Annotated in this window: 26 protein-coding genes; 8 read left to right on the forward strand and 18 right to left on the reverse strand. The window is 42.8% G+C overall.

Features of this window, described 5'->3' with window-relative positions; genetic code table 11:
- Window positions 1-61 precede the first annotated feature (61 nt).
- The 6 genes from V6D41_RS05095 to spoVK all read right to left on the reverse strand — a co-directional run bounded on the left by V6D41_RS05095 (window position 62) and on the right by spoVK (window position 6442).
- Complete coding sequence (locus V6D41_RS05095; protein ID WP_333517490.1) at window positions 62-469, reverse strand: hypothetical protein; 408 nt, start codon at window positions 467-469, stop codon at window positions 62-64.
- Between the two features lie 416 nt (window positions 470-885).
- Complete coding sequence (gene glnA / locus V6D41_RS05100) at window positions 886-2220, reverse strand: type I glutamate--ammonia ligase (protein ID WP_087991491.1); 1335 nt, start codon at window positions 2218-2220, stop codon at window positions 886-888.
- 58 nt (window positions 2221-2278) lie between these two features.
- Entirely contained in the window at window positions 2279-2686 is a 408-nt protein-coding gene (glnR, locus tag V6D41_RS05105) for a transcriptional repressor GlnR (RefSeq protein WP_003238341.1), read from the reverse strand.
- Window positions 2687-2795: 109 nt separating this feature from the next.
- On the reverse strand, window positions 2796-4061 hold the full coding sequence (locus V6D41_RS05110; RefSeq protein WP_333517491.1) for a methionine gamma-lyase family protein: 1266 nt from the start codon (window positions 4059-4061) through the stop codon (window positions 2796-2798).
- Between the two features lie 17 nt (window positions 4062-4078).
- On the reverse strand, window positions 4079-5341 hold the full coding sequence (gene hflX / locus V6D41_RS05115) for a GTPase HflX (protein ID WP_333517492.1): 1263 nt from the start codon (window positions 5339-5341) through the stop codon (window positions 4079-4081).
- Between the two features lie 132 nt (window positions 5342-5473).
- Window positions 5474-6442 carry a stage V sporulation protein K gene (gene spoVK / locus V6D41_RS05120; RefSeq protein WP_148961936.1) on the reverse strand — a complete coding sequence of 323 codons (969 nt, stop codon included), beginning with the start codon at window positions 6440-6442 and terminating at the stop codon, window positions 5474-5476.
- A 762-nt stretch (window positions 6443-7204) separates the two neighbouring features.
- On the opposite strand from spoVK, the gene V6D41_RS05125 reads away from it, so the two are divergent.
- The gene (locus V6D41_RS05125; RefSeq protein ID WP_333517493.1) at window positions 7205-7972 is read left to right on the forward strand and encodes an N-acetylmuramoyl-L-alanine amidase; all 768 of its coding nucleotides are present in this window, start codon (window positions 7205-7207) and stop codon (window positions 7970-7972) included.
- 62 nt (window positions 7973-8034) lie between these two features.
- On the opposite strand, the gene V6D41_RS05130 is transcribed toward V6D41_RS05125, so the two are convergent.
- From V6D41_RS05130 to V6D41_RS05170, 9 genes are all read right to left on the reverse strand, one after another.
- The gene (locus tag V6D41_RS05130) at window positions 8035-8655 is read right to left on the reverse strand and encodes a hypothetical protein (protein WP_333517494.1); all 621 of its coding nucleotides are present in this window, start codon (window positions 8653-8655) and stop codon (window positions 8035-8037) included.
- A gap of 49 nt (window positions 8656-8704) precedes the next feature.
- Window positions 8705-9694, reverse strand: a complete 990-nt coding sequence (nrdF, locus tag V6D41_RS05135) for a class 1b ribonucleoside-diphosphate reductase subunit beta (protein WP_087991483.1) — start codon at window positions 9692-9694, stop codon at window positions 8705-8707.
- Window positions 9695-9711: 17 nt separating this feature from the next.
- Window positions 9712-11814 (reverse strand): class 1b ribonucleoside-diphosphate reductase subunit alpha, encoded by a 2103-nt coding sequence (gene nrdE, locus V6D41_RS05140; RefSeq protein WP_087991482.1) that lies wholly within the window; start codon window positions 11812-11814, stop codon window positions 9712-9714.
- Window positions 11774-12166 carry a class Ib ribonucleoside-diphosphate reductase assembly flavoprotein NrdI gene (gene nrdI, locus V6D41_RS05145; RefSeq protein WP_087991481.1) on the reverse strand — a complete coding sequence of 131 codons (393 nt, stop codon included), beginning with the start codon at window positions 12164-12166 and terminating at the stop codon, window positions 11774-11776. Before nrdI ends, nrdE begins: the two co-directional genes overlap by 41 nt.
- A gap of 243 nt (window positions 12167-12409) precedes the next feature.
- Window positions 12410-12640 (reverse strand): hypothetical protein, encoded by a 231-nt coding sequence (locus V6D41_RS05150; protein ID WP_003238362.1) that lies wholly within the window; start codon window positions 12638-12640, stop codon window positions 12410-12412.
- An 81-nt stretch (window positions 12641-12721) separates the two neighbouring features.
- Window positions 12722-12997, reverse strand: a complete 276-nt coding sequence (locus V6D41_RS05155) for a YmzC family protein (RefSeq protein ID WP_148961755.1) — start codon at window positions 12995-12997, stop codon at window positions 12722-12724.
- 196 nt (window positions 12998-13193) lie between these two features.
- Window positions 13194-13415, reverse strand: a complete 222-nt coding sequence (gene hfq / locus V6D41_RS05160; protein WP_003221097.1) for an RNA chaperone Hfq — start codon at window positions 13413-13415, stop codon at window positions 13194-13196.
- Window positions 13416-13454: 39 nt separating this feature from the next.
- A complete protein-coding gene (gene miaA, locus V6D41_RS05165; RefSeq protein WP_333517495.1) occupies window positions 13455-14399 on the reverse strand; it encodes a tRNA (adenosine(37)-N6)-dimethylallyltransferase MiaA in 945 nt (314 codons plus the stop codon).
- Between the two features lie 99 nt (window positions 14400-14498).
- Entirely contained in the window at window positions 14499-14912 is a 414-nt protein-coding gene (locus V6D41_RS05170; protein WP_148961757.1) for a YmaF family protein, read from the reverse strand.
- 89 nt (window positions 14913-15001) lie between these two features.
- Between V6D41_RS05170 and V6D41_RS05175 the strand changes: the two genes are divergently transcribed.
- The 3 genes from V6D41_RS05175 (at window position 15002) to ebrB (ending at window position 16080) form a co-directional block, all read left to right on the forward strand.
- Complete coding sequence (locus V6D41_RS05175; protein WP_087991477.1) at window positions 15002-15250, forward strand: hypothetical protein; 249 nt, start codon at window positions 15002-15004, stop codon at window positions 15248-15250.
- 142 nt (window positions 15251-15392) lie between these two features.
- Window positions 15393-15710 (forward strand): multidrug efflux SMR transporter subunit EbrA, encoded by a 318-nt coding sequence (gene ebrA / locus V6D41_RS05180; protein WP_087991476.1) that lies wholly within the window; start codon window positions 15393-15395, stop codon window positions 15708-15710.
- Between the two features lie 16 nt (window positions 15711-15726).
- Complete coding sequence (gene ebrB / locus V6D41_RS05185; protein WP_148961937.1) at window positions 15727-16080, forward strand: multidrug efflux SMR transporter subunit EbrB; 354 nt, start codon at window positions 15727-15729, stop codon at window positions 16078-16080.
- Window positions 16081-16091: 11 nt separating this feature from the next.
- Here ebrB and V6D41_RS05190 read toward each other — a convergent pair whose 3' ends face one another.
- The 3 genes from V6D41_RS05190 to V6D41_RS05200 all read right to left on the reverse strand — a co-directional run bounded on the left by V6D41_RS05190 (window position 16092) and on the right by V6D41_RS05200 (window position 17839).
- On the reverse strand, window positions 16092-16544 hold the full coding sequence (locus V6D41_RS05190) for an OsmC family protein (protein WP_333517496.1): 453 nt from the start codon (window positions 16542-16544) through the stop codon (window positions 16092-16094).
- A gap of 74 nt (window positions 16545-16618) precedes the next feature.
- Window positions 16619-17326 carry a poly-gamma-glutamate hydrolase family protein gene (locus V6D41_RS05195; protein ID WP_087991474.1) on the reverse strand — a complete coding sequence of 236 codons (708 nt, stop codon included), beginning with the start codon at window positions 17324-17326 and terminating at the stop codon, window positions 16619-16621.
- A 279-nt stretch (window positions 17327-17605) separates the two neighbouring features.
- Window positions 17606-17839 (reverse strand): hypothetical protein, encoded by a 234-nt coding sequence (locus tag V6D41_RS05200; protein WP_087991473.1) that lies wholly within the window; start codon window positions 17837-17839, stop codon window positions 17606-17608.
- Window positions 17840-18060: 221 nt separating this feature from the next.
- Between V6D41_RS05200 and aprX the strand changes: the two genes are divergently transcribed.
- The 4 genes from aprX to V6D41_RS05220 all read left to right on the forward strand — a co-directional run bounded on the left by aprX (window position 18061) and on the right by V6D41_RS05220 (window position 22201).
- Window positions 18061-19389 carry a serine protease AprX gene (gene aprX / locus V6D41_RS05205; RefSeq protein WP_333517497.1) on the forward strand — a complete coding sequence of 443 codons (1329 nt, stop codon included), beginning with the start codon at window positions 18061-18063 and terminating at the stop codon, window positions 19387-19389.
- A 108-nt stretch (window positions 19390-19497) separates the two neighbouring features.
- Entirely contained in the window at window positions 19498-20322 is an 825-nt protein-coding gene (locus V6D41_RS05210; RefSeq protein WP_333517498.1) for an MBL fold metallo-hydrolase, read from the forward strand.
- Between the two features lie 78 nt (window positions 20323-20400).
- Window positions 20401-20757 (forward strand): hypothetical protein, encoded by a 357-nt coding sequence (locus V6D41_RS05215; protein WP_333517499.1) that lies wholly within the window; start codon window positions 20401-20403, stop codon window positions 20755-20757.
- A gap of 226 nt (window positions 20758-20983) precedes the next feature.
- The gene (locus tag V6D41_RS05220; protein ID WP_333517500.1) at window positions 20984-22201 is read left to right on the forward strand and encodes a cytochrome P450 family protein; all 1218 of its coding nucleotides are present in this window, start codon (window positions 20984-20986) and stop codon (window positions 22199-22201) included.
- Window positions 22202-22208: the final 7 nt, after the last annotated feature.

The raw sequence follows: 22208 nt of genomic DNA on the forward strand, positions 1-22208 counted from the left end.
CAAACTATAGTTCTTAAATTGTTCGACTTTATTTGGTGTGTGTACGAAGAAACAATTGATATCAATACATCAGCCAATTCAAAAGCCATATCACCTTTTGCCCTATGGAATTTTCTCTAATAATGTGCAGTATCCACACTAGGTCTTCGAGATCTTGGATTGGAAAAAGAGAAATTTTATGAAACTCCATAGAATTCTTACTAACCAATATTTTTTCGACTTCTTCTTTCTGTATAGCATCAGGATCATTTAGATTAATAGTATGAATTTCATCAAAATCTAAGTTATCGTATTCAAGAATTTCATCTTCGCATTCATATGTGTATAGCTTAGATAAAAATTCATCAAATAAGTCGGCAATCCTAAAGTCAGTATTTAATTCAAGGTCAAAGTACTGTACAGGTGTATTCTCATTAGTTTGGCGATAATCTAATGCAACCCATTTGTGTCCATCTCCCTGTATGAACAACAGTTTTTGTGGTAACCCCTCAACTTCAATATGGTCGTCTGACCAAGATGTTTCCTGATTTCTTTGGAACGCATTAAAATTAAATCAATCCACCATTTTGTTATGATCAAATTTTTATATTCTTGAGGCAAAGTTAAATTCAACTTCACTGATGTCCTTTAACCTTAAAAGGATCATATTCAATGTTCTCCCTTAATGACTCTCATTTATTACCTCCTATAGGTTGTGTAATAAATACACCAATACATATACGCTTCTAAATTTGTAATATTTTATGTCCTCAATCGCAGAGTTAGATTTCTAACTTCAAATATGTTTGGTCATAATTTGGTCATTGACCAAAAATACTAATTCCTCATTCTATTAATCAAAATCAAAAAATCCCTTGACACCAATAGTGTCAAGGGATTGAGAGATTAATACTGAGACATATACTGTTCGCGTTCCCAAGGATGAACTTGTGTTCTGAACATATCCCATTCGATTTCTTTTGATTCGATGAAGTGTTCGAATAGGTGCTCGCCTAGCGCTTTGACCATGACTTCGTTTGATTTGAATTCTTCTAGCGCTTCCGCAAGTGTTGCTGGAAGGTCAACGATTCCGTTTTCCATGCGCTCTTCTTTGTTCATCACGTAGATGTTGCGGTCGATTGGAGCTGGCGCTTCCAGTTTGTTTTTGATTCCGTCTAAGCCTGCAGCAAGCAATACGCTGAGTGCAAGGTACGGGTTAGCAGCTGGGTCTACGCTTCGTACTTCAACACGTGTGCTGATGCCGCGGGAAGCCGGGATACGGATAAGCGGGCTTCTGTTTTGCGCGCTCCATGCTACGTAGCAAGGTGCTTCATAGCCAGGGACAAGACGTTTGTAAGAGTTCACAGTCGGGTTTGTTACTGCTGTAAAGCTTGTTGCGTGCTTCACGATACCTGCAATGAAGTGTTTCGCTGTTTCACTTAACTGAAGATCTGCGTTTTCGTCATAGAATGAGTTAACGCCATCTTTGAAGAGTGAGAGATTGCAGTGCATACCGGAACCGTTCACACCGAACAACGGTTTTGGCATAAATGTCGCATGCAGACCGTGTTTGCGGGCAATTGTTTTGACGACTAGTTTAAACGTTTGGATATCGTCGCAAGAGCGGACAGCACCAGCATATTTAAAGTCGATTTCGTGCTGGCCAGGCGCTACTTCGTGGTGAGACGCTTCGATTTCAAAGCCCATCTCTTCAAGCTCAAGTACGATATCGCGGCGGCAGTTTTCTCCCAAGTCAGTTGGAGCCAAGTCGAAATATCCGCCTTTGTCGTTTAGTTCAAGCGTCGGCTCGCCTTTTTCGTCTAATTTGAATAAGAAGAATTCAGGCTCAGGTCCGAGGTTGAAATCACTGAAGCCGAGATCTTCCATTTCTTTCAGAATCCGTTTTAAATTGTTTCGCGGGTCACCTTCGAAAGGTGTGCCATCCGGATTGTAGATATCACAGATGAAACGTGCTACTTTACCTTTTTCAGCTGTCCATGGGAAGATAACAAATGTATTCAGATCTGGATACAGGTACATATCTGACTCTTCGATGCGAACGAATCCTTCAATAGAAGAACCGTCAAACATGACTTTATTATCAAGCGCTTTTTCAAGCTGGCTTACAGGAATTTCAACGTTCTTGATTGTTCCAAGAATGTCAGTAAACTGAAGACGGATATACTTCACGTTTTCTTCTTTTACTAATTTTACGATATCTTCTCTAGTGTACTTTGCCATTTCGTAAAACTCCTCCTCTTAAAAGGTAAATGTATATAGCAAAACAGTTGCTAACGGATTAATGAAAGAAGCGGGACATGTCGCCTTGGCGGAATGTATTCCCTCGTTGAAAACGGCCGGCTTGCATGAGCTCGTTTTTCAGGAGCTGTCTTAGTTCGTCATCGGACAGATCATGCTTCATTGGTTTTTTCGTCTTCTCGTTTTGTTTTTGCTCTGGTTCGGCTTCTGCTTTCGCCAGAATTTGTTTAATTCCTGCCATGTTTACACCTTGTTCTATCAGGTGCTTGATTTCTAACAGTTTATCTACATCATGGAACGAAAATAATCGTCTATTCCCTTCGCTTCTCGCTGGAAATATCAGTCCATTTTCCTCATAATATCGAATTTGCCTTGCTGATAACTCAGTTAACTGCATGACAATTCCTATTGGAAATAAAGGCATTGAGCGGCGAATATTATCACTCATCTCAATTTCCTCCTTTTCTTAACTTAGTTTCATTATAGGTGATGTTATATTTTGTGTCAATAAGATGTAAGGATTCTTAACATCAAATTCAGTGAAATTTTTAAAAAATTTAAATTAATTGCTTTTCCATGAGTGAATCCACTGCACTGCAGATGGCATTCTTCACATGCGAATAGGTTAATCCTCCCTGAACATACGCTACATACGGCGGGCGGATAGGTCCATCTGCTGATAATTCGATGCTTGCTCCTTGAATAAATGTGCCTGCTGCCATAATGACATCATCTTCATATCCCGGCATGTAGGCCGGATAAGGGGTCACGTGCGCATTGATCGGTGATGCATATTGAATCGCCTGACAAAAGGCAATCATCTTTTCTCTGTCAGAAAACTCAACAGATTGAATCAAATCCGTTCTTTTCGCATCCCATTTAGGGTTTGAAGTAAAGCCTAGTTTTTCTAGGAACCTTGCTGTAAACACAGCTCCCTTTAAACTTTGCGACACAACGTGAGGCGCCAAAAAGAAGCCTTGATACATTTCTTGGAGCGAATAAAGAGATGCCCCTGCTTCCCTGCCGATGCCCGGTGACGTCATACGGTATGAGCAAGCTTCAATCCATTTCGCTTTCCCAACGAGATAGCCGCCTGTTTTCGCAAGGCCGCCGCCGGGATTTTTAATGAGAGACCCCGCCATCAGATCGGCTCCGACATGGCAAGGCTCAAGGTCCTCCACAAATTCTCCGTAACAGTTGTCCACAAAAACGATCAGGTTTTCATTGATTTCTTTTACGAAACGGATCATTTCTTTTATTTCACTGAGTAAGAAAGAAGGACGATTCGCATATCCTTTTGAGCGCTGAATGCCGATTACTTTCGTCTTCGGATTGATCGCAGCGGCGACTGCATCATAGTCTATTTTACCGTCTTCCGTCAGATCAACCGCATTGTAGCCGATTTGAAAATCCTTTAATGACCCAGCGTTTTCTCCGCCTCTGACGCCCACAATTTCTTCTAGCGTATCATATGGCTTGCCCGTGATATAAAGGAGTTCGTCTCCCGGTCTGAGAACCCCGAACAAAGCAATGGAAATGGCGTGTGTGCCTGAGATAATTTGCGGTCTTACCAATCCCGACTCTCCGCCAAACACATCCGCATAAATGCTTTCAAGCGTATCTCTTCCGATATCATCATAGCCGTATCCAGTAGACGGCGTGAAATGAGTGTCGCTTACTTTGTGTTTTCTATAGCTTTGAAGCACTCTCCATTCATTGCGCTCACTGATTTCTTCTATTTGTTTATGAACGCCGGCAATGTCCGCTTCCACTTCCATTGCCGTTTTTTCCAATAATTCTCCGTGTGTTAATGTGTCAAACATGTTTTTGTATTTCCTTCCTACATATACTTCTTTAATTCACCGATGATGCTTTGCTCTTCTTGTACATAACCTGATATGTCGTACCGTTCATTTTCTTCATCAAAGCAGAACCGGTCAACCATCGTTTCCGATTTGATTCTGGAAAGAAGCTTCCCTTCACTTGCCGGCACACGTGCTTCAAAAGACGTTAACAGTTCTTGGCGCAAATAGCGCTGAATCGCTTCTTTAAACGTATCAGCGTCTTCCTCAAATTTCGCACTGACCATAATATGATCTCTCCCGGCCGTCGGAATAAAGTCAGGCAGCTTTTGATCACGCTTATTGTAAGCCGTCAGCATTGGGATGTCATCGGCTTCAAGTTCCTCAAGCAACCGAAGCACCGTTTTTTCGTGTCCCGGGTAATCCTCATTAGAGGAATCAATCAAATGCAGGATCAAATCCGCTTCTTTGACTTCCTCAAGTGTTGACCGAAATGCAGCAATCAGTGTCGTCGGAAGATCCTGAATAAATCCTACTGTATCTGACAGAAGTACGCTGTAGCCGCTTGGCAGGACCATTTTTCTGGTCATCGGGTCCAGTGTGGCAAACAGAAGGTCTTCTTCATAGCTGTCTGCACTTGTCAAGCGGTTGAACCATGTCGATTTCCCCGCGTTTGTGTATCCGACAAGCGCAATTTGAAGCACGCCATTTTTCTTTCTTCTTTCACGGTATCGGCTTCTATGGCGAGTGACAGTCGAGAGCTGTGTGTTGATTTCATGAATACGATTTCTGATATGGCGGCGGTCGGTTTCCAGTTTTGTTTCCCCGGGACCTCTCGCCCCGATTCCTCCGCCTTGCCGGGAGAGATTAATTCCTTGCCCCGTCAGACGCGGAAGTGCATATTGCAGCTGAGCCAGTTCAATCTGGAGTTTGCCTTCTCTCGTTCTCGCCCGCTTTGCGAAAATATCTAATATCAATTGCGTGCGGTCAATCATTTTCACTTCAATTGTAGTTGCCAATGACTTCAATTGACTCGGCGACAGCTCATCATTAAAAATAAGGAGATCAGCTTCAAGCTCTTCCACCAATGCCTTCAGCTCTTCTACCTTTCCTTTTCCTATATATGTAGCGGCGTCAGCCCTGTTCCTTTTTTGAGTGACGCTGGTCAATACGGTTCCGTCTGCTGTTTTTGTCAGAGATGCAAGCTCTTCCATAGAATTTTCAAAATGCTCATCCGTGATATGCGGCAGCTGACATCCGACTAAAATGGCTTTTTCCTGTCTTGTTTCCTGTTCGTTCAAATGGATGTTCCTTTCTTTTGCATATTGGGCAGTAGTATTATCATACCAAACCCTGCATGTGTATACCACAAATCGACTGCTTTGAAAAGTTAGAAATACAACAAAAAACAGACCTCTCGATAGCTGAGAGGCCTATACGGAGCCAGATGCTTCTTCTTTAATGGAAAGATCTTGGCTTTTAATGGTCATCAAGTCGCTCTTTAAGTATTGATCGCCCATTAAAAGCCTCATGGCTTGCGCTCTGATCGATTTTTCGATTACATTTCTGACAAAACGGCCATTGCTGAATTTAATGGGACTTGTCGTACTTTTTACTGTCATTAAGTAATCTTTCAATTTCCATTCCGCTTCTTGACTGAGCTGGTATTCTCTTTCTGCGATCATTCGTTTCGCTATCTCCATGAGCTGGGTGACAGAATAATCCGGAAAATCAATAGAGATGGGAAATCTTGATTGGAGACCGGGATTTAATGAGAGAAAATGATCCATTTCCCGAGAATATCCGGCGAGGATCAAAATAAACTCATGCTGTTTATCTTCCATATGCTTGACGAGCGTGTCGATCGCTTCTTTCCCAAAGTCCTTTTCGCCGCCTCTTGCCAGCGAGTAGGCTTCGTCTATAAACAAAATGCCTCCTAATGATTTTTTGATTAAATCTCTCGTCTTTTGGGCGGTGTGGCCGATATATTCCCCGACCAGATCAGCCCGCTCTGCTTCTATCAAGTGGCCTTTTGACAAGACATTCATTTCAAAGAACAGCCTGCCGATCAGCCGAGCAACCGTCGTTTTTCCTGTTCCCGGATTTCCTTTAAACATCATGTGCAGGGCTTGCTTCCCCACCTTCAAGCCTTGCTCTGCGCGTTTTTGGTTTACAAAAATCCAAGCGTATATTTCCTTGATGTTACGCTTCATTTCCTCCATCCCAACCAACGTGCTCATCTCTTTTTCCATTTCCTTTAAAATACCGTGCTTCGCTTCGTTTTTTTGCAATGCAGCTTGATATTCCGCCTCTGCCTCAGCATTCGTCAGCACCTGCTTTTGTCCGTTAAGAATAATGTTGATCTGTCCGTTGTTCTTATATGTCACAGCGCGCTCCAACATTTTCACCTCTCTGTTCTCTCTATATGATATTCAAGCGGATGCCCTTTGTGACAAACGCCTATCATGTGTCGAAACAATTGCTTTTATCGGGAATGATAAGGAATCTTGCGCTTTCCCGAGAAATACTTTATTTCTTATTATATTCAAGGACATGGGGTGGACAAACCAAGAGATTTTGTTTTTAACAATTTTGTAAGGAACACTGAGATATGAACATGGTGATATGCCTTTGACAGATAAACCTCATTCACTATTTACTCAATATCAGGTTTCTATCATCCCTTGAGGGACATTTCCTATATCGCTTTTAACAGCTCAAACGAATTTGTCAGCGGAAGAGCCCACCCGAGCTCCTTTGCGCACCCTGTTTAGCATGGCGCTTTCGGTTTTGAACAGGAACCAAGCCAAAACTCGCTTAATTTGACGCCCTCATTCGGCCTAAGATACCTGAGACATTTCTTTTTCTTCTCAGCATATAAGGAGCTCTGCGCATTCATTTATGTTTCAAATTCCTGACGCAAAGCCGAAGACCAGATGGAATCAACGGAAATCAAGCCGCCCCCATAATACTAATACTCACAAACAAATGATTTTTTCACATTTTTCTTCAGAGAGAATCTGCTGTCGCTTCATGTTGAATTGTGCGCTTTCCCGAGAAATAATTTCCGCATGTGAAAGGGTTATTTCCTCATTTTTCAGACGAATGATAATCGTACAAGCAGAAGCCGTGTTTTTTCATATCCTGTAATGAGGTGATAGAGAATGGTTAAAATTTTTATTGACGCTGGTCATGGCGGCTCTGATCCAGGCGCAACAGGGAATGGCCTTCAAGAAAAAACGTTAACCCTGCAAATCGCTTTAGCTTTGCGTACGATATTGACAAATGAGTATGAAGGCGTTTCTTTGCTGCTGAGCCGGACAAGCGACCAATATGTCAGCTTAAGCGACCGGACCAATGCTGCCAATAACTGGGGTGCAGATTTCTTTTTGTCCATTCACATTAATGCCGGGGGAGGCACAGGTTTTGAAAGCTATATTTACCCGGGTGTGGGGGCCCCGACGACGATTTACCAATCTGCGATTCACTCTGAAGTGATACAAGCTGTCAACTTTGCAGACCGCGGCAAAAAAACAGCAAACTTCCACGTCCTAAGGGAGTCGGCAATGCCTGCCCTATTGACTGAGAACGGATTCATTGATACCGTAGCGGATGCGAATAAGCTGAAAACAAGCAGCTTTATTCAAAGCTTAGCGAGAAGCCATGCAAACGGATTGGAGCAAGCCTTTAAGCTTAAAAAGACCTCCAGTTCAAGCTTATATAAGGTTCAGGTCGGCGCATTTAAAGTAAAAGCAAATGCGGACTCACTCGCAAGCAGTGCCGAAGCTAAAGGCTTTGACACGATTGTCCTTTTAAAGGACGGATTATACAAAGTACAGATTGGCGCATTTTTATCCAAAGCCAATGCAGACGCACTTGCTGTAAGAGCGAAAAATGCCGGCTTTGACGCTATTGTGATTCTAGAATCATAATCTAGACGTGGACGAGCGTCTCATAAAAAACCCGGCTCCTCATCGCGAGAAACCGGGTTTTTTTATTCAAGAATATCAACAACAAATTGTGACCATGTTTCCAGACGGTTATAGATGTCGTCGTGTTTTAATTCAGAGACTTTCATCCATTTTCCTGCAATTTGTTCTTTCTCTTTCACTTCCACATGTGAGCCTGGCTTCAATTGAAGCGCAGAAAGAATCCCGATATGCACTTTGCCGACACTGTTATCATCATCATTAATCAATCCCAGTGTGACAATCGCCTGTTTATCCTCTTCGTTGATTTGCAGTTCTTCGTCAAGCTCACGGTCTGTGTTCAGCTTTAAGACTTCTGAAAATGAGGCTGCTCCTTCAATAGAGTTCATATGACCTCCAAATCCGAGAGAAAGTTTATTGTGCAGACGTGATTCTCCGCCGCCGGCCAGCCGCTCGTAAAGGAAAACTTCATCTTCCCGCTTAATGACGACATAAGGAATCGGCTGCTTATAATGAGGATCTTCTTCTGCATCTCCCCTTCTCATTTCACGATAGCCCGCTTCGATCTGAGCCATGATTTCTGCTACTCTGCTATCTTCACTGTTCACGCCCTGGAAGGTTAAACTTTCTTTCTTAAACACGTCATCGCGCGGGGCGACCAATATCATTTCGTCCATTTTTCCCATGATTACTGCGTCCTCCTCATTTGTACCTTCAAGCCGAAAAGAGCAGATATTAGATCTGCTCTTTTTCATCTCCAAAATAAAAGTCATCGTCTTTGAGCGGCTCAACTGTCGCTTTTTTATAACCGTTACCCTTCATAGAGAAGAAGTCATGTGATTTTGTTTTTGTATTTAATCCATTTAAAACGATCGGGTTAATGTCTTCCTCTTCAAAGTATGGATCGAATCCAAGATTCATCAGCGCTTTATTGGCATTATAGCGGATGAATTTCTTTACATCGTGTGAGAGTCCGACTTGATCGTACAAGTCCTCTGTATACTCAAGCTCGTTTTCATATAACTCATCCAGAAGGTTGATCGCAAACTCGCGAAGCTCTGCTTTTTTCTCTTCTGTCTGCTTATTATAAATTTCCTGAGCAAGCAAACCCACATAAACGCCGTGAATCGCTTCATCACGAAGGATCAGGTTAATGATTTCACCGCTCTGCATCAGTTTTCCTTGTCCGTAGAAATATAACGGATAATAGAAACCGCTGTAGAAGAGGAAACTTTCCAAATAGACGGAAGCAACCATCGCTTTGAATAGTGAAATCTCATCATCTTTTTGAATGGCTTTGTAAAGTCCGACGATGACTTGCGCTTTTTTCTGCAAATATTTATTTTGCTTAACCCATTCGAATACTTCATTAATCGTTTCAGTCGGTGCCAGGGTCATGAAAATATTAGAGTACGACTTCGCATGGACAGCGTTCTCCATCATCGCCATAAAGTTCAGCACCGCTTTCCGCTGGTGGCCGTCTACGTGTTCAGCCACGATCGGCATCCCCGTATTCCCCTGCTCTGTATCAAGAAGAGTCAGTCCGGCCAGTACCTTCATATATGTGTCCTGCTCGTTTTTCCCGAGGTACTTCCATGTGAGGAGATCGCCGTTTAAAGCAATCTCTTCCGGAAGCCAGAACTGTTTCACGTTTTGGTTATAGAACATTTGGGTAAAATCGTCTTCATGCTTTGACCAGTTTGCTGCGTCATAAATTTTCGTCACTATAAACTCTCCTTTAATCAAACAACACAAGAAAGGCAGCTGTCTTGCCCAGTATCTTTCGTTCTTGCATAGTAAATGGTTTTAATTCCTCTGTGATGTGCATACAGATCGATTCGGTTTAAATCACGAGTCGTCATTGTATCTTTTAAGAACAACGTGAAGCTGATTCCCTGATCAATGTGCTGCTGGATAGTCCCGATCATATCCACAACCTTAAACATGTCCATATCGTAGGCTTCTTTATAGAAGAACCAGTTATTAGATGCAAGCCCAGGCATTGGGTAGTACGTTTTTGAGTTCCCGTATGTTCTTTCTTCAATCCGTTCCATAATCGGCATGACAGACGCCGTGCTTGATTGAACGTATGAGATAGAGCCTGTCGGCGCAATGCATAATCTGTAGCTGTGGTACATGCCGTGTTCAGCCACAAATGCTTTTAGCTTTTCCCAGTCCTCTGCTGTTGGGATATGCATACCTTCAAATAGAGTAGCGATTTTTTCGTATTTCGGTGAGAAATCTGTTGAAACGTATTTTTCGAAATATTCACCTGTCGCATAGGTTGATCCTTCATATTGATCAAACGTTTCGCCCTTCTCTTTTGCGATTTCCGCTGAGCGCTGGATGGAGTAGAAGTTCACCATCATAAAGAACGTATTTGCAAAGTCACGCGCTTCCGGGCTTTCATACGCAATGCCGTTTTGCGCAAGATAGCCGTGAAGGTTCATAGCGCCGAGACCGATTGATTTCATCGCTTTATTTGCCCGTCTTACAGCAGGCGCGTTGCGGATATCAGTCGTTTCAGACACGTGTGTTAAAGAGTCTGTCGCAAGCTTAACCGTCTTTTCGATTGATTTGTGCTCCATGACATTGAGAATGTTAAGTGAACCCAGGTTGCAGGAAATATCCAAACCAATTTCATCTTCTACGTCATAGTCTGTGTATGAAGAAACCTGTGATGCCTGAAGCACTTCAGAGCAAAGGTTAGAAAATTTCACCTTGGAAATATGGTTATTGGCATGCACTTTATTCACGTTATCTTGGAACATGATGTATGGATAGCCTGATTCAGAACGAAGCATCGCCAGTTTTTCAAGCAATTTCCGCGGGTTGATTTTTTCCTTTTTCACCCGGGGGTTGTCGACAAATTTGTCGTACATTTCGTTCATGTCCAGCTCATCCATGTGCTGGCCGTACTCTTTATAAATCGTGTGCGGATAAAATACGTAAGCCGCTTTGTCCTCACGCGCAAGCTCAACGAATTTATCCGGAATGACAACACCGATAGAAAGCGTTTTGACACGTACATCTTCATCCGCTGAAATCTTTTTCGTATCAAGAAAATCATTGATATCGCGGTGGAATATGTTTAAGTACGCCGCTCCAGATCCTTGCCTTTGTCCCATTTGGTCAGCGTAGCGGAACGCATTATCAAGGAGCTTCATCACGCCTACAACGCCTTTTGTGGCATTTTCAACATCTTTAATGGCTTCACCTTTGGCGCGAAGCTTGGACAGGTTAAGAGAAACCCCGCCGCCCAGCTTAGAAAGCTGCATGGAGATATCGATCGCTCTTGAAATGTCGTTTAAAGAATCATTGACTTCGAGCAAGAAGCAGCTCACCAGTTCACCGCGGCGTTTTCTGCCGGCGTTCAAAAATGTCGGTGTGCTCGGCTGATATTCCTGATTGATCATCAGGTTCACATATTCTTTTGCTTTCTCAGTGTCGCCGTTTGCGAAGAACAGCGCAACAATTGAGATTCGGTCCTCATAACGCTCGAGGATTTTTTTCTTGTCATTCGTCTTCAAAGCATAGTCATTATAGAATTTAAACGCACTCATGAAGGAAGGAAAACGAAACTTCTTAGCGTAAGCTGTCTTAAACACGTCTTTAATGTCTTCAAAAGAATAAAGGCTTAAGAATTCCTCTTCGTAGTATTGGTTTTCAATCAAATAATCCAGCTTCTCTTTTAAGTCGTGAAAGAAAACTGTGTTTTGGTTGATATAGTCTACAAAATAGCTATGTACAGCCTCTTTATCCTTATCAAACTGGAATTTTCCATCTTTTTGGATCATGATTTCGTTATTTAACTGGATCCATTTTGGCACTTGATTTTGTGACAACTCTTTCTACCTCCTGAGTAAACAATTCAACGTCTTTAGATGTGCCGCTGAGTTCAAATTTGTGCAAGATCGGCACCTGATATTGTCTTGAAATGGTATCGGCGCTTTTTGCAAAGTTATCGCCCCATACTTTATTGCCGCTCGCAGCGACTCCTAATAAAAGATGGGCGTATTTTTCGAGAAATGATTGTGTTGATGCCGGTACCTGACCGAAGTTCGTCGTGTAGGTGACCAAAACAAACGGAGTGTCCATGTGGTCAATGTCGTCCACCTTGCGTATCTGCTGAAAGTCTATTTTATTCACAAACCGCTGAACATTCCCTGTTTTCGAATCAAATATGATTTGTACCACGTTTTATCACGACCTATCAAAAAATATGAATCTCTTATCACTAACACTATATATAGTATACTATCCTCTAGCAAAAACACAATATATAGATTTGTTTTCGTGAAAAATTCATATTTTGATCAAATCAGGCAAATGGGCAGGCTCATCAGGGCCCAAAAAAGAGAGCAGAACGAGAATGATCTCTCGTCCTACTCGGGGTGTCGTTTTTAAGCCGATGTATATCATAACATGAAAAAAAACTGCTTAGTAGTCTAGATTTTTTTTTCTTAAGCTATCACAGCATTTTTCGCTCTCTACTGTTTCTTCTATTTCAACATCCGCACCGATCTCTTCTAAAACCGCCTTCAAGGCGCTGATAATTGACGCTTCTCTGATTAATTCTTTTCCGTTCACAATGATGCTTGTTCCGTACTCATAGCAAGAATCATCTTCACAAATTTCTTCCCAATGATTCACGATCACTTTATGCTTCATGTTTTCACCCTCTGTTTGATCTGTGTCTGTATTTAGTTTAGCGGGTAGCATCCGCTTTGTAAATTCGGATGCTTGTGAATTTTATTCAAGCTCATCATCATCCGAATATTCTTTTTTCAGCTTTACCTCATTGCGGGACTCATTATACTCATAAATTTTGATATAGCCGTCCTCCACAACGCCAAAATGATTATGTTCAAGAGGAAACGAGGTTGGCTGAGGCGTTTCATAGCCTGAATTGCCGCTGTCTGTTTCAATGATGGTGTCTTGATTCCCGCACGCCCCGAACAGCAAAAATACAGCTATCCACACAAGCGCTATCCTGATCCGTCTCAGTTCTGTCTCACTTTCAAACAAGGTCGCGTCACTCCTAGATTCTTTTTTATACATAATATACCATTTCAATTCACATATGTTGATCTCATAAAAAAAGACCGTGCCTTGGCATGGTCAGCTTACAAAAAAGCTTGGAACGAAAGTGGATCAATTTTAAAAAATGGCTGCCGGAATTCCCCCGACAGCCTCCCCATGCCTTAACATGGTGTTTTTTGATCTATTCGAGTTCAAGCTGGACGTTTTTTTGCGGCGCAAACGTTGAGATCGCATGTTTATATATAAGCTGCTGCTTCCCTTCCGATTCCAGCAATACGGTAAAGTTATCAAAGCCTTTCACCTGACCCCGCAACTGAAAGCCATTCAGCAAAAAAACAGTGACATACGTATTTTCTTTCCGGATTTGATTCAAAAACTGATCCTGAATATTAATCGGTTTCATGTTTCGTCCTCCTTGATTCTCTATATCATACAGTTTCGATTAAAGTTCGAGTTTTCCTGCTATATGTGTGAAAATTTCCTTTTTTTTCAGTTCCATATCAACGGGTGGTGTCATATCGAACCAGATCACCTGCATTTTGTTGCGAAACCATGTCAGCTGGCGTTTCGCATATCGCCTTGAGTTCTGCTTCAGTTGATCGACGGCATCAGAAAGCGTCACAAAACCGTCAAAATGTGCAAATAGCTCCTTATAGCCTATCGCTTGAATCGATTGACAGTCCCTCACATTCCTGTCGTAGAGGCGTTTCACTTCCGGAAGAAGACCTGCCTCCATCATCATATCAACACGCTGATTAATTCTTGCGTAAAGCGTGTCTCTATCCATTGTCAGCCCGATTAACACTGCATTGTACAGGAGTTCTCTTTTTTGCTCCTTCAAATGCTGAGACATCGTTTTTCCAGACGTATGTAAAATTTCCAGCGCGCGAATGACTCTTCTCGTATTATTCGGATGAATCGCAGCTGCTGCCTCTGGATCTGCCGCAGCGAGTTTGGCATGAAGAAAGTCAGCACCTTCCCGCTCAGCAGCCATTTGCAGGCTCTGCCGAAACGCAGGGTCGTTCGCCTCTTCCGTAAATGTATAATCGTAAAGCACAGATTGTATGTAAAGCCCTGTACCGCCGACAATCATCGGAAGCTTTCCTCTTTTGGCAATCTCGCTGATTTTGTTTCTCACTAAGCTTTGATAATCTGCAGTGGAGAAGGAATCTTGGGGATCTAAAATGTCAATCAGATGATGGGGCACCCCCTCCATCTCCTGTTCGGTGATTTTAGCTGTTCCAATATCCATCCCTTTATAAACCTGCATCGAATCTCCGCTGATAATTTCCGCGTTCAAGGATTTAGCCAGCTGAATACTTAAATTTGTTTTCCCCACTGCCGTCGGTCCTACTAAAATGACAACGGGCTGCTTCGTATTATTCAATATGTATCACTCTCTTTTATAAATCTCCCCCCATTATAGCATTCATCATGTACAACCACCTATCCATTTTGCCCTTTTTTTGCGTCGGTAAACATCCTTCTACCAACCGAGCGGCTCATTGCCGACGATTTCTCTCGTCTTTCCTTGCAGGGCATGCCGATGCGTTTTTCTTCCGTCATCATTCGGGTCATACACAACGCCTCCGTACCGGATCTCAATCGGCTCATTATAGGCCAGATACGTCGTTTCTTCGATTTCGTGATAATGGGTGCCGTCTGTTCGGGGAATCGCAGGACCCGTTATACCGTAATACCGGTGAAAGTGTCCGTTTTCAAAAGACGTAATCCCTGAAAAGTAGTGTGTATGCTGATCTGTGTTCGATCCGTTTGCCGGCTGAGTAAACCCTTCAATGAGATGATAATGTCCCTGTTCTCTGGTCGTCTTGGCAAGATAAGCATGTACGTGAGGCGGCGCTTTTGACCAGTCAGATGGATACAGGCCCAATGTGTTCACACCCCTTCTTTTTCATCAAACGCCCAATCAAATCCGGGTAGGCTGAATACACTGCATCATCTACACTTTATGACAGGAGGAAAGAAAACATGAATGAGGTAGATCATTATTTCACTGCTGCAGATACAAGGATCATTGGAAGGCCTTACGGATTCGGAAGACCATTTGGGTTTGGAAGACCCGGGTTTGGCTACGGATTTGGTTTTGGCCGGCCATTTGGGTTTTTTGGAGGACCATTTATCGGCGGCCTTGCAGGCGGGCTTATAGGAAGCGCTTTATTTAATCCCTATTTGTATGGCGGATATCCCTACTATCCTCCATATCCTTATTACTATTAATCACAACAGACCTCTTAAAAAGGGGTCTTTTTTATATGGGACCGGAAATGAATCTCTTGACTCGTTGTTAGGCATACACTAATATTTTTCTAGCTGACGATTTTATGATCTCAAAACACATTTGAAGTGAGGAGAATTTACGATGTTAATAGGATACATATTCCTCACGATTGCCATATGCTCGGAATCAATTGGAGCGGCCATGCTGAAAGTGTCTGACGGCTTCAAAAAGTGGAAGCCCAGCGCCTTGGTCGTGATTGGCTATTTCATCGCCCTTTACATGCTGTCACTCACCTTAAATCATATCCCCCTCAGCCTCTCGTATGCAACTTGGAGCGGTGTGGGCACGGTGCTGACGGCAGTGATCGGAGTGAAATGGTTCCAGGAAGAACTGAACGTGAAAGGACTTATCGGAATCCTTTTATTAATTTCAGGAGTTGTGTTGCTTAACTGGCAGTAAGGGAGTGTTGATGATGATGAAAGGATTTCTTTATTTGGCTCTTGCCATTGTATCTGAGGTTTTCGGGAGCACGATGCTGAAGCTTTCAGAAGGATTTACACAAGCCTGGCCCATTATCGGAGTCATTGCCGGATTTCTTTCTGCTTTTGCCTTTCTAAGCTTTTCTTTAAAAACATTAGACTTATCAAGCGCGTATGCGACATGGTCGGGTGTTGGAACGGCGCTTACAGCCATTGTCGGATTTTTGCTTTTTGGCGAAACCATCAGTTTAAAGGGAGTGTTCGGGCTCACGCTTGTCATTGCAGGCGTCGTCGTTTTAAATCAATCAAAAGCCCCTGCTGAAGAAAAAAAACAGACGGTCTGTGAGTGACCGTCTGTTTCTTATTCACCACTCCGTTTTACAGAGGCCTCAAGCTGCACCTCGACATTTCCTTGAATGGCGCGTGAAATCATGCAAGACGACTCCGCCTTTTCACAAAGCTTGTGCGCCAATGCGACATCCTCTTGTGAAGCATCCTGTTTGAGCACGACGGAGGGGCGGTGAATGATCTTTTTGTATGTAAAGACTCCTTTTGTGACGTCGACAATACCTTCTGCCTCCATCTGCAGGTCTTCTTTTTCCAGCCCGCTTCTTTCCATCATCGCAGCAAGTGTAATAATGTAACAGGTTGCTGCCGCCCCGAGAAGCATTTCATCCGGGTTGGTCCCCTCTCCCGGTCCATCCATTTCTTTAGGAATGGAAATAGATGTGATGAGGTTTCCGCTTTCGATCGTACCAACGTCGTTGCGTTTACCCGGCCAGTTCGCTTTTAAATAAAAATGATGATCTGCCATCGTCTGTTTTGCCTCCTTTAATGATCCTATTTCAGTCTACTGATCTTCTCTTATTTTGTCTTCTTGTCTGCTTGTTATGAATACTCTTGTTCAAGGACACTGTTGATTGCACGGACATAATCATAAAATTCACTGTTCTTTGTGTATTTCCTATTTTTATAATAAAAATCATCGAAAAATGCTTCTCTCTGCTCACGGCTGATTTCCAGCTGGATACTCAGCCCCGTTTCCCCTTTGTTGTTAATGTTTTCGGCATTCAATCCAGCAAGGCCGCTTTTAGATGACGCTAACTCAGCTGAAAACCCTCTTCTCTCAAGGGCCCTTACGATCATTTTCGCACGCTTTCGGTCTGTGCCTCCAACAAGTGTATTCTTGCTTTCCCCTTTATATCCGTGAAAAGCCACAACATATTGATGCTCCTTGATTTTCTTTCCAGCCAATGGCTCATCAAAGTTGGTGCTTGTAATATGCAGTGTTTGGTTATCGTGTGACTTTAAACCTTCAAACAGGTATGTAGAGTATTCATTATTGAAATACCGCACAAGCTCGCTTACTCCGCCTTCAATTCTTCCGCCATGCGGAGACATAATTAAGACTTTGCTTCCTTTTTTTTCATTATAAGAAATATCATAATCGGCTGGGCTCTCATTTTCTGCCAAGCTGCTGAAATTTGAATATGTATCTGGCTGATTAGATGGTTCAGGTTCTAATGAGTAATGAACATATCTCAGAAATAAGACAATGGCTAAGACTAATATGACATTTAGTAAAAATCTTCTCATGTTTAACTCCTTTCATAAGAATGGCGCGGTTCATTATATGAGGTTTAGCCAATAGGTTTTATCTTACCATTGTATACACTATATCAGCAGTGAAAAAGTTCCCGGTTTCAAAAAATCAATTGATTGTCACGGTTCATAGCGGTTCGTTTCAAATATGAGTGAAAAAAGATTGAGAGGAAAGACAAAAAAGGTAGGAACAACCTCACTTGGCAAATACATGTATAGAGGTGTAAGGAGGTTTTTTTAGCAGCTGCCCGGCATGCTGAGACGGACAGCCTGTTATCTGCCTGAAAAATGGAAGTTTTGCTTATTTGTTCTTACAAAGTCACAAGAGAGAATAGAGTCTAACAAAAACGTTCTGATCTGTTGTTTCGAAAAACAAAAAGCTTTGATTTGCGTTTTGCTTTTCTGCCTTACAATAATTGTTCTTTTACTAATCGTTCCGTCTTTCTTCATATATATAATGCTGATTGGCATTTGGCTTTCCAAAGACCGATGTAAGAAGAAATTCATACGTTGCTCTCTCCTTGCCAGTTTGATGACAACATTATAATACGAACAAATGTTCTTTTTCAATCCCCAATGATTGCCTCATCTCCTGAACCTTTCGTATTTGATTCAAAAGATTCATTAAAACCAACTCTTGTCCGCTTACTATGAAGGACAAACAAACTTACCAAACCTATCATCCGTTCATAGAGTATACAGAATACCTTATAATAGGAGGAAAATACATGTTTGGGTACTCTATGGTACAAATGGTGAGAGCAAATGCTCATAAGCTAGATTGGCCGTTACGGGAAAGCGTATTGCAGCTTTACAAGCCCTTCAAATGGACTCCTTGCTTCTTGCATCAGTTTTTCGAAACCAAATTGAAAAACCGAAAAAAATTGTCGGTCATTATTGAATTTGAGGAAGGCTGTCACGAGACCGGCTTTCAAATGGCTGGAGAGGTGCTGCAAAAAGAAAAACGCAGCAAGCTAAAAAGACGCTTCAACACAATCAATTGCTGCAGCGCGGAGGTGACCCCACAAGCGCTAGATTTACTTCTTTCTGAATGCAGCGATATCCGCAAAGTGTATTTAAACCGTGAAGTCAAAGCGCTTCTAGACACGGCAACCGAAGCAAGCCACGCGAAGGAAGTCGTCAGAAACGGGCAAACCCTGACTGGAAAAGGCGTTACCGTCGCTGTTGTCGATACAGGAATCTACCCGCATCCTGATTTAGAAGGCAGGATTATCGGATTCGCCGACATGGTCAATCAAAAAACTGAGCCGTATGATGATAATGGCCATGGCACACACTGTGCAGGTGATGTCGCCAGCAGCGGCGCATCCTCTTCCGGCCAATACCGCGGACCAGCGCCGGAAGCTAATCTAATCGGCGTGAAGGTACTGAATAAGCAAGGTTCAGGAACATTAGCGGATATTATTGAAGGTGTGGAGTGGTGTATTCAATACAATGAGGACAACCCGAACGAACCGATCGATATTATCAGTATGTCGCTCGGAGGCGATGCGCTTAGATATGATAATGAACAGCAAGACCCGTTAGTCAGAGCGGTTGACGAAGCGTGGAACGCTGGGATTGTCGTCTGTGTCGCTGCCGGAAACTCTGGGCCTGATCCACAAACCATTGCAAGCCCGGGCGTCAGCGAAAAGGTGATGACAGTAGGTGCCCTTGACGATAACGATACCGCAAGCAGCGATGATGATACGGTCGCTTCCTTCTCAAGCCGCGGGCCAACAGTATACGGGAAAGTAAAGCCCGATATTTTAGCGCCGGGTGTTGATATCATTTCCCTTCGCTCTCCGAATTCTTATATCGATAAGCTTCAAAAGTCAAGCCGTGTAGGATCTCAGTACTTTACAATGTCAGGAACATCGATGGCAACACCCATATGTGCAGGAATCGCAGCTTTAATCCTTCAGCAAAACCCGGATCTTACACCTGATGAAGTGAAAGAGCTTTTGAAAAATGGCACGGACAAATGGAAAGATGAAGATCCGAATGTTTACGGCGCGGGCGCTGTCAACGCAGAAAATTCCGTTCCCGGCCAATAGACAGCTTCATAGAGCCGGCAAATCTCTCAGTAGACTTGCCGGCTTTATATTTTGAACTTTCATAATAATGGGATAAAATATAGAAAATAAATGAAGGGAGTGAAAGAAATGCCATATTATATCTGCGAGACATGCGGTGTACAACATGCGCAAACAGTAAATCCGCCGGACTCATGTCTGATTTGCGATGACGAACGGCAGTATATTCATCCGGATGGACAATCTTGGACAACCCTTGCAGACATGCGTGAAAAAGGAAACCTTCAAAACATCCTCAAAAAAGAAGAAGAACATCTTTATAGCATCAAAACTGAACCAGAGTTTGCGATCGGACAAACAGCACATTTGATCCAGCATAAGGGCTTCAACGTGCTGTGGGATTGTATTTCATATCTTGACGAAAAGACAATTAAGCAAATCAACGAATTAGGCGGAATTCAAGCCATCGCTCTGTCTCATCCTCATTATTACTCTGCTCAGGTGGAGTGGGCTGAAGCGTTTCAGGCCCCGATCTATATTCATGAGGATGACAAAGAATGGGTGGCAAGGCCAAGCAATCACATTCAGTTCTGGTCAGGGGAAACGCTCAACGTGAAGCCGGGACTGGACCTTTACCGCTTGGGCGGACACTTTAAAGGCGGGGCTGTTCTCCATTGGCGCAACGGCAATGAAGGGAAAGGCTGTCTGTTGACCGGGGATATCATTGCGGTTGCGGCCGATCGAAACTGGGTCAGCTTTATGTACAGCTATCCAAATCTCATTCCCCTCCCCGCCTCCAAAGTTGAAGAAATAGCAGCCAAAGTGAAACCGCTTCAATTTAACAGGATTTATAATGCTTTTTCAAAAGTTGTCAAAGAAAATGCCGACGAAGCGGTTCAGCGTTCTGCTGTACGTTATATCAAGGCACTGAACAACAAGTTGTTTCATACATAAAGGGTGAGGCGGCTCTTTTCCGTGTAAAAGTTGCAGCAATTGGGAATAGTATCGTGTAGATCAAAAGGAGGAATATTGATGGCACACACGAATACACAGCTTTCTCAATGGCTGGAATCAAAAGTCGGCCAAACAATTGATATTAGAAAAGGTGAATTGACCCATGATGAAGAGATTTCTGACTTGGATCAGATTGTTCTCCACCTTGAAAAAGTGGGGATACGCAGCACCAATCATCCTGATGACTATGTTGCAAATGAAGAACTCGTTTTAGAAGGCGAAGGAACAACATTCACAGAAGAAGGCAACATACCGCTTCCGCAAAACGCCTATGAGATTCCTTTATTAGGTGATATTCATATTCACCAAGAAAACGAAGGATTGAAGGTCGTAACAGATCGTGCAGTCTATACATTTGATGTCCAGCACAGCTGACGGTCACTTTCATCAAAATCATTCAGCTTAGCGCCTTTGAGCTTTCATTCAGAGGCGCTGCTTTACAATGGAGCCACTTTTTCATTTTTTCGTTCTTCACCCTATTGAATGACGTCTAAAATAGATATATAGTTTTAGAGACAGGATTAAGTTTCAAATAATTCTGTATTTCACAAGCTGGTTCTGCAAAAACATCTATTTACCCTATTAGGCGAGGAGAATGCAAATGGAAAAATTGATGTTTCATCCGCACGGGAAAGAATTTCATCACAATCCTTTTTCAGTTTTGGGCCGATTTAGAGAGGAAGATCCCCTTCACCGGTTTGAATTAAAACGGTTCGGAGGTACATATCCGGCTTGGTTAATTACCCGATACGATGATTGTATGGCCTTTTTAAAAGACAATCGGATTACAAGAGACGTTAAAAACGTGATGAGCCAAGAACAAATCAAAATGCTCAACGTCAGCGAGGATATCGATTTCGTATCCGATCATATGCTGGCAAAAGACACACCTGATCACACCCGCTTGAGATCACTTGTTCATCAAGCATTTACTCCCCGAACGATTGAAAATCTGCGCGGCAGCATCGAACACATTTCTGAACAGCTTTTAGATGAAATGGAAAAAGAAAAGAAAGCGGATATCATAAAATCCTTCGCATCCCCTTTGCCTTTTATTGTTATATCTGAATTGATGGGAATTCCTAAAAAGGATCGGGCACAGTTTCAAATCTGGACCAATGCGATGGTTGATACCTCTGAAAGTAACAGAGAGCTGACTAATCAAGCCCTTCATGAATTTAAAGACTATATCGCCAAGCTGATCCACGACAGAAGAATACAGCCAAAAGACGATTTAATCAGCAAACTTGTGCATGCTGAAGAAAACGGCAGCAAGTTAAGCGAAAAAGAGCTTTATTCGATGCTGTTTTTACTGGTTGTAGCGGGTCTTGAAACAACTGTTAACTTGCTAGGATCGGGCACTCTCGCATTGCTTCAGCACAAGGAGGAATGCGAGAAGCTCAAGCAGCATCCTGAAATGATCGCTACAGCTGTTGAAGAATTGCTGCGATACACCTCGCCTGTTGTGATGATGGCAAATCGGTGGGCCATCGAGGACTTTACATACAAGGGGTTTTCGATCAAAAGAGGAGACATGATCTTTATAGGCATCGGATCTGCCAATCGCGATCCAAGCTTTTTTGAGAACCCGGAAATACTAAATATAAATCGGTCGCCTAACAGACATATTTCTTTCGGCTTTGGCATTCATTTCTGTTTAGGAGCGCCGCTAGCCAGACTGGAAGGCCACATTGCATTTAACGCGCTTCTGAAGAGATTCCCGGATATTGAACTCGCGGCAGCGCCTGATGACATCCAATGGAGAAAAAATGTCTTTTTAAGAGGGTTAGAAAGTCTCCCTGTGTTACTTTCAAAATAACATATTC

Origin of the sequence: Bacillus sp. 0102A, from assembly GCF_036765155.1 — a bacterium.
Taxonomy (GTDB): Bacteria; Bacillota; Bacilli; order Bacillales; family Bacillaceae; genus Bacillus; species Bacillus subtilis_G.

Bases quoted from the DNA above. Each gene is read 5' to 3' on its own strand.
- V6D41_RS05200 (WP_087991473.1), bottom strand. From the start codon at position 17,839: ATGAATTTCTTCTTACATCGGTCTTTGGAAAGCCAAATGCCAATCAGC.
- V6D41_RS05215 (WP_333517499.1), top strand. From the start codon at position 20,401: ATGGCACACACGAATACACAGCTTTCTCAATGGCTGGAATCAAAAGTC.
- V6D41_RS05210 (WP_333517498.1), top strand. From the start codon at position 19,498: ATGCCATATTATATCTGCGAGACATGCGGTGTACAACATGCGCAAACA.
- V6D41_RS05110 (WP_333517491.1), bottom strand. From the start codon at position 4,061: ATGTTTGACACATTAACACACGGAGAATTATTGGAAAAAACGGCAATG.
- V6D41_RS05220 (WP_333517500.1), top strand. From the start codon at position 20,984: ATGGAAAAATTGATGTTTCATCCGCACGGGAAAGAATTTCATCACAAT.
- V6D41_RS05130 (WP_333517494.1), bottom strand. From the start codon at position 8,655: ATGGGAAAAATGGACGAAATGATATTGGTCGCCCCGCGCGATGACGTG.
- V6D41_RS05195 (WP_087991474.1), bottom strand. From the start codon at position 17,326: ATGAGAAGATTTTTACTAAATGTCATATTAGTCTTAGCCATTGTCTTA.
- V6D41_RS05125 (WP_333517493.1), top strand. From the start codon at position 7,205: ATGGTTAAAATTTTTATTGACGCTGGTCATGGCGGCTCTGATCCAGGC.
- spoVK (WP_148961936.1), bottom strand. From the start codon at position 6,442: ATGTTGGAGCGCGCTGTGACATATAAGAACAACGGACAGATCAACATT.
- ebrB (WP_148961937.1), top strand. From the start codon at position 15,727: ATGAAAGGATTTCTTTATTTGGCTCTTGCCATTGTATCTGAGGTTTTC.
- V6D41_RS05150 (WP_003238362.1), bottom strand. From the start codon at position 12,640: ATGAAGCATAAAGTGATCGTGAATCATTGGGAAGAAATTTGTGAAGAT.
- ebrA (WP_087991476.1), top strand. From the start codon at position 15,393: ATGTTAATAGGATACATATTCCTCACGATTGCCATATGCTCGGAATCA.
- glnA (WP_087991491.1), bottom strand. From the start codon at position 2,220: ATGGCAAAGTACACTAGAGAAGATATCGTAAAATTAGTAAAAGAAGAA.
- glnR (WP_003238341.1), bottom strand. From the start codon at position 2,686: ATGAGTGATAATATTCGCCGCTCAATGCCTTTATTTCCAATAGGAATT.
- hfq (WP_003221097.1), bottom strand. From the start codon at position 13,415: ATGAAACCGATTAATATTCAGGATCAGTTTTTGAATCAAATCCGGAAA.
- aprX (WP_333517497.1), top strand. From the start codon at position 18,061: ATGTTTGGGTACTCTATGGTACAAATGGTGAGAGCAAATGCTCATAAG.
- V6D41_RS05175 (WP_087991477.1), top strand. From the start codon at position 15,002: ATGAATGAGGTAGATCATTATTTCACTGCTGCAGATACAAGGATCATT.
- V6D41_RS05190 (WP_333517496.1), bottom strand. From the start codon at position 16,544: ATGGCAGATCATCATTTTTATTTAAAAGCGAACTGGCCGGGTAAACGC.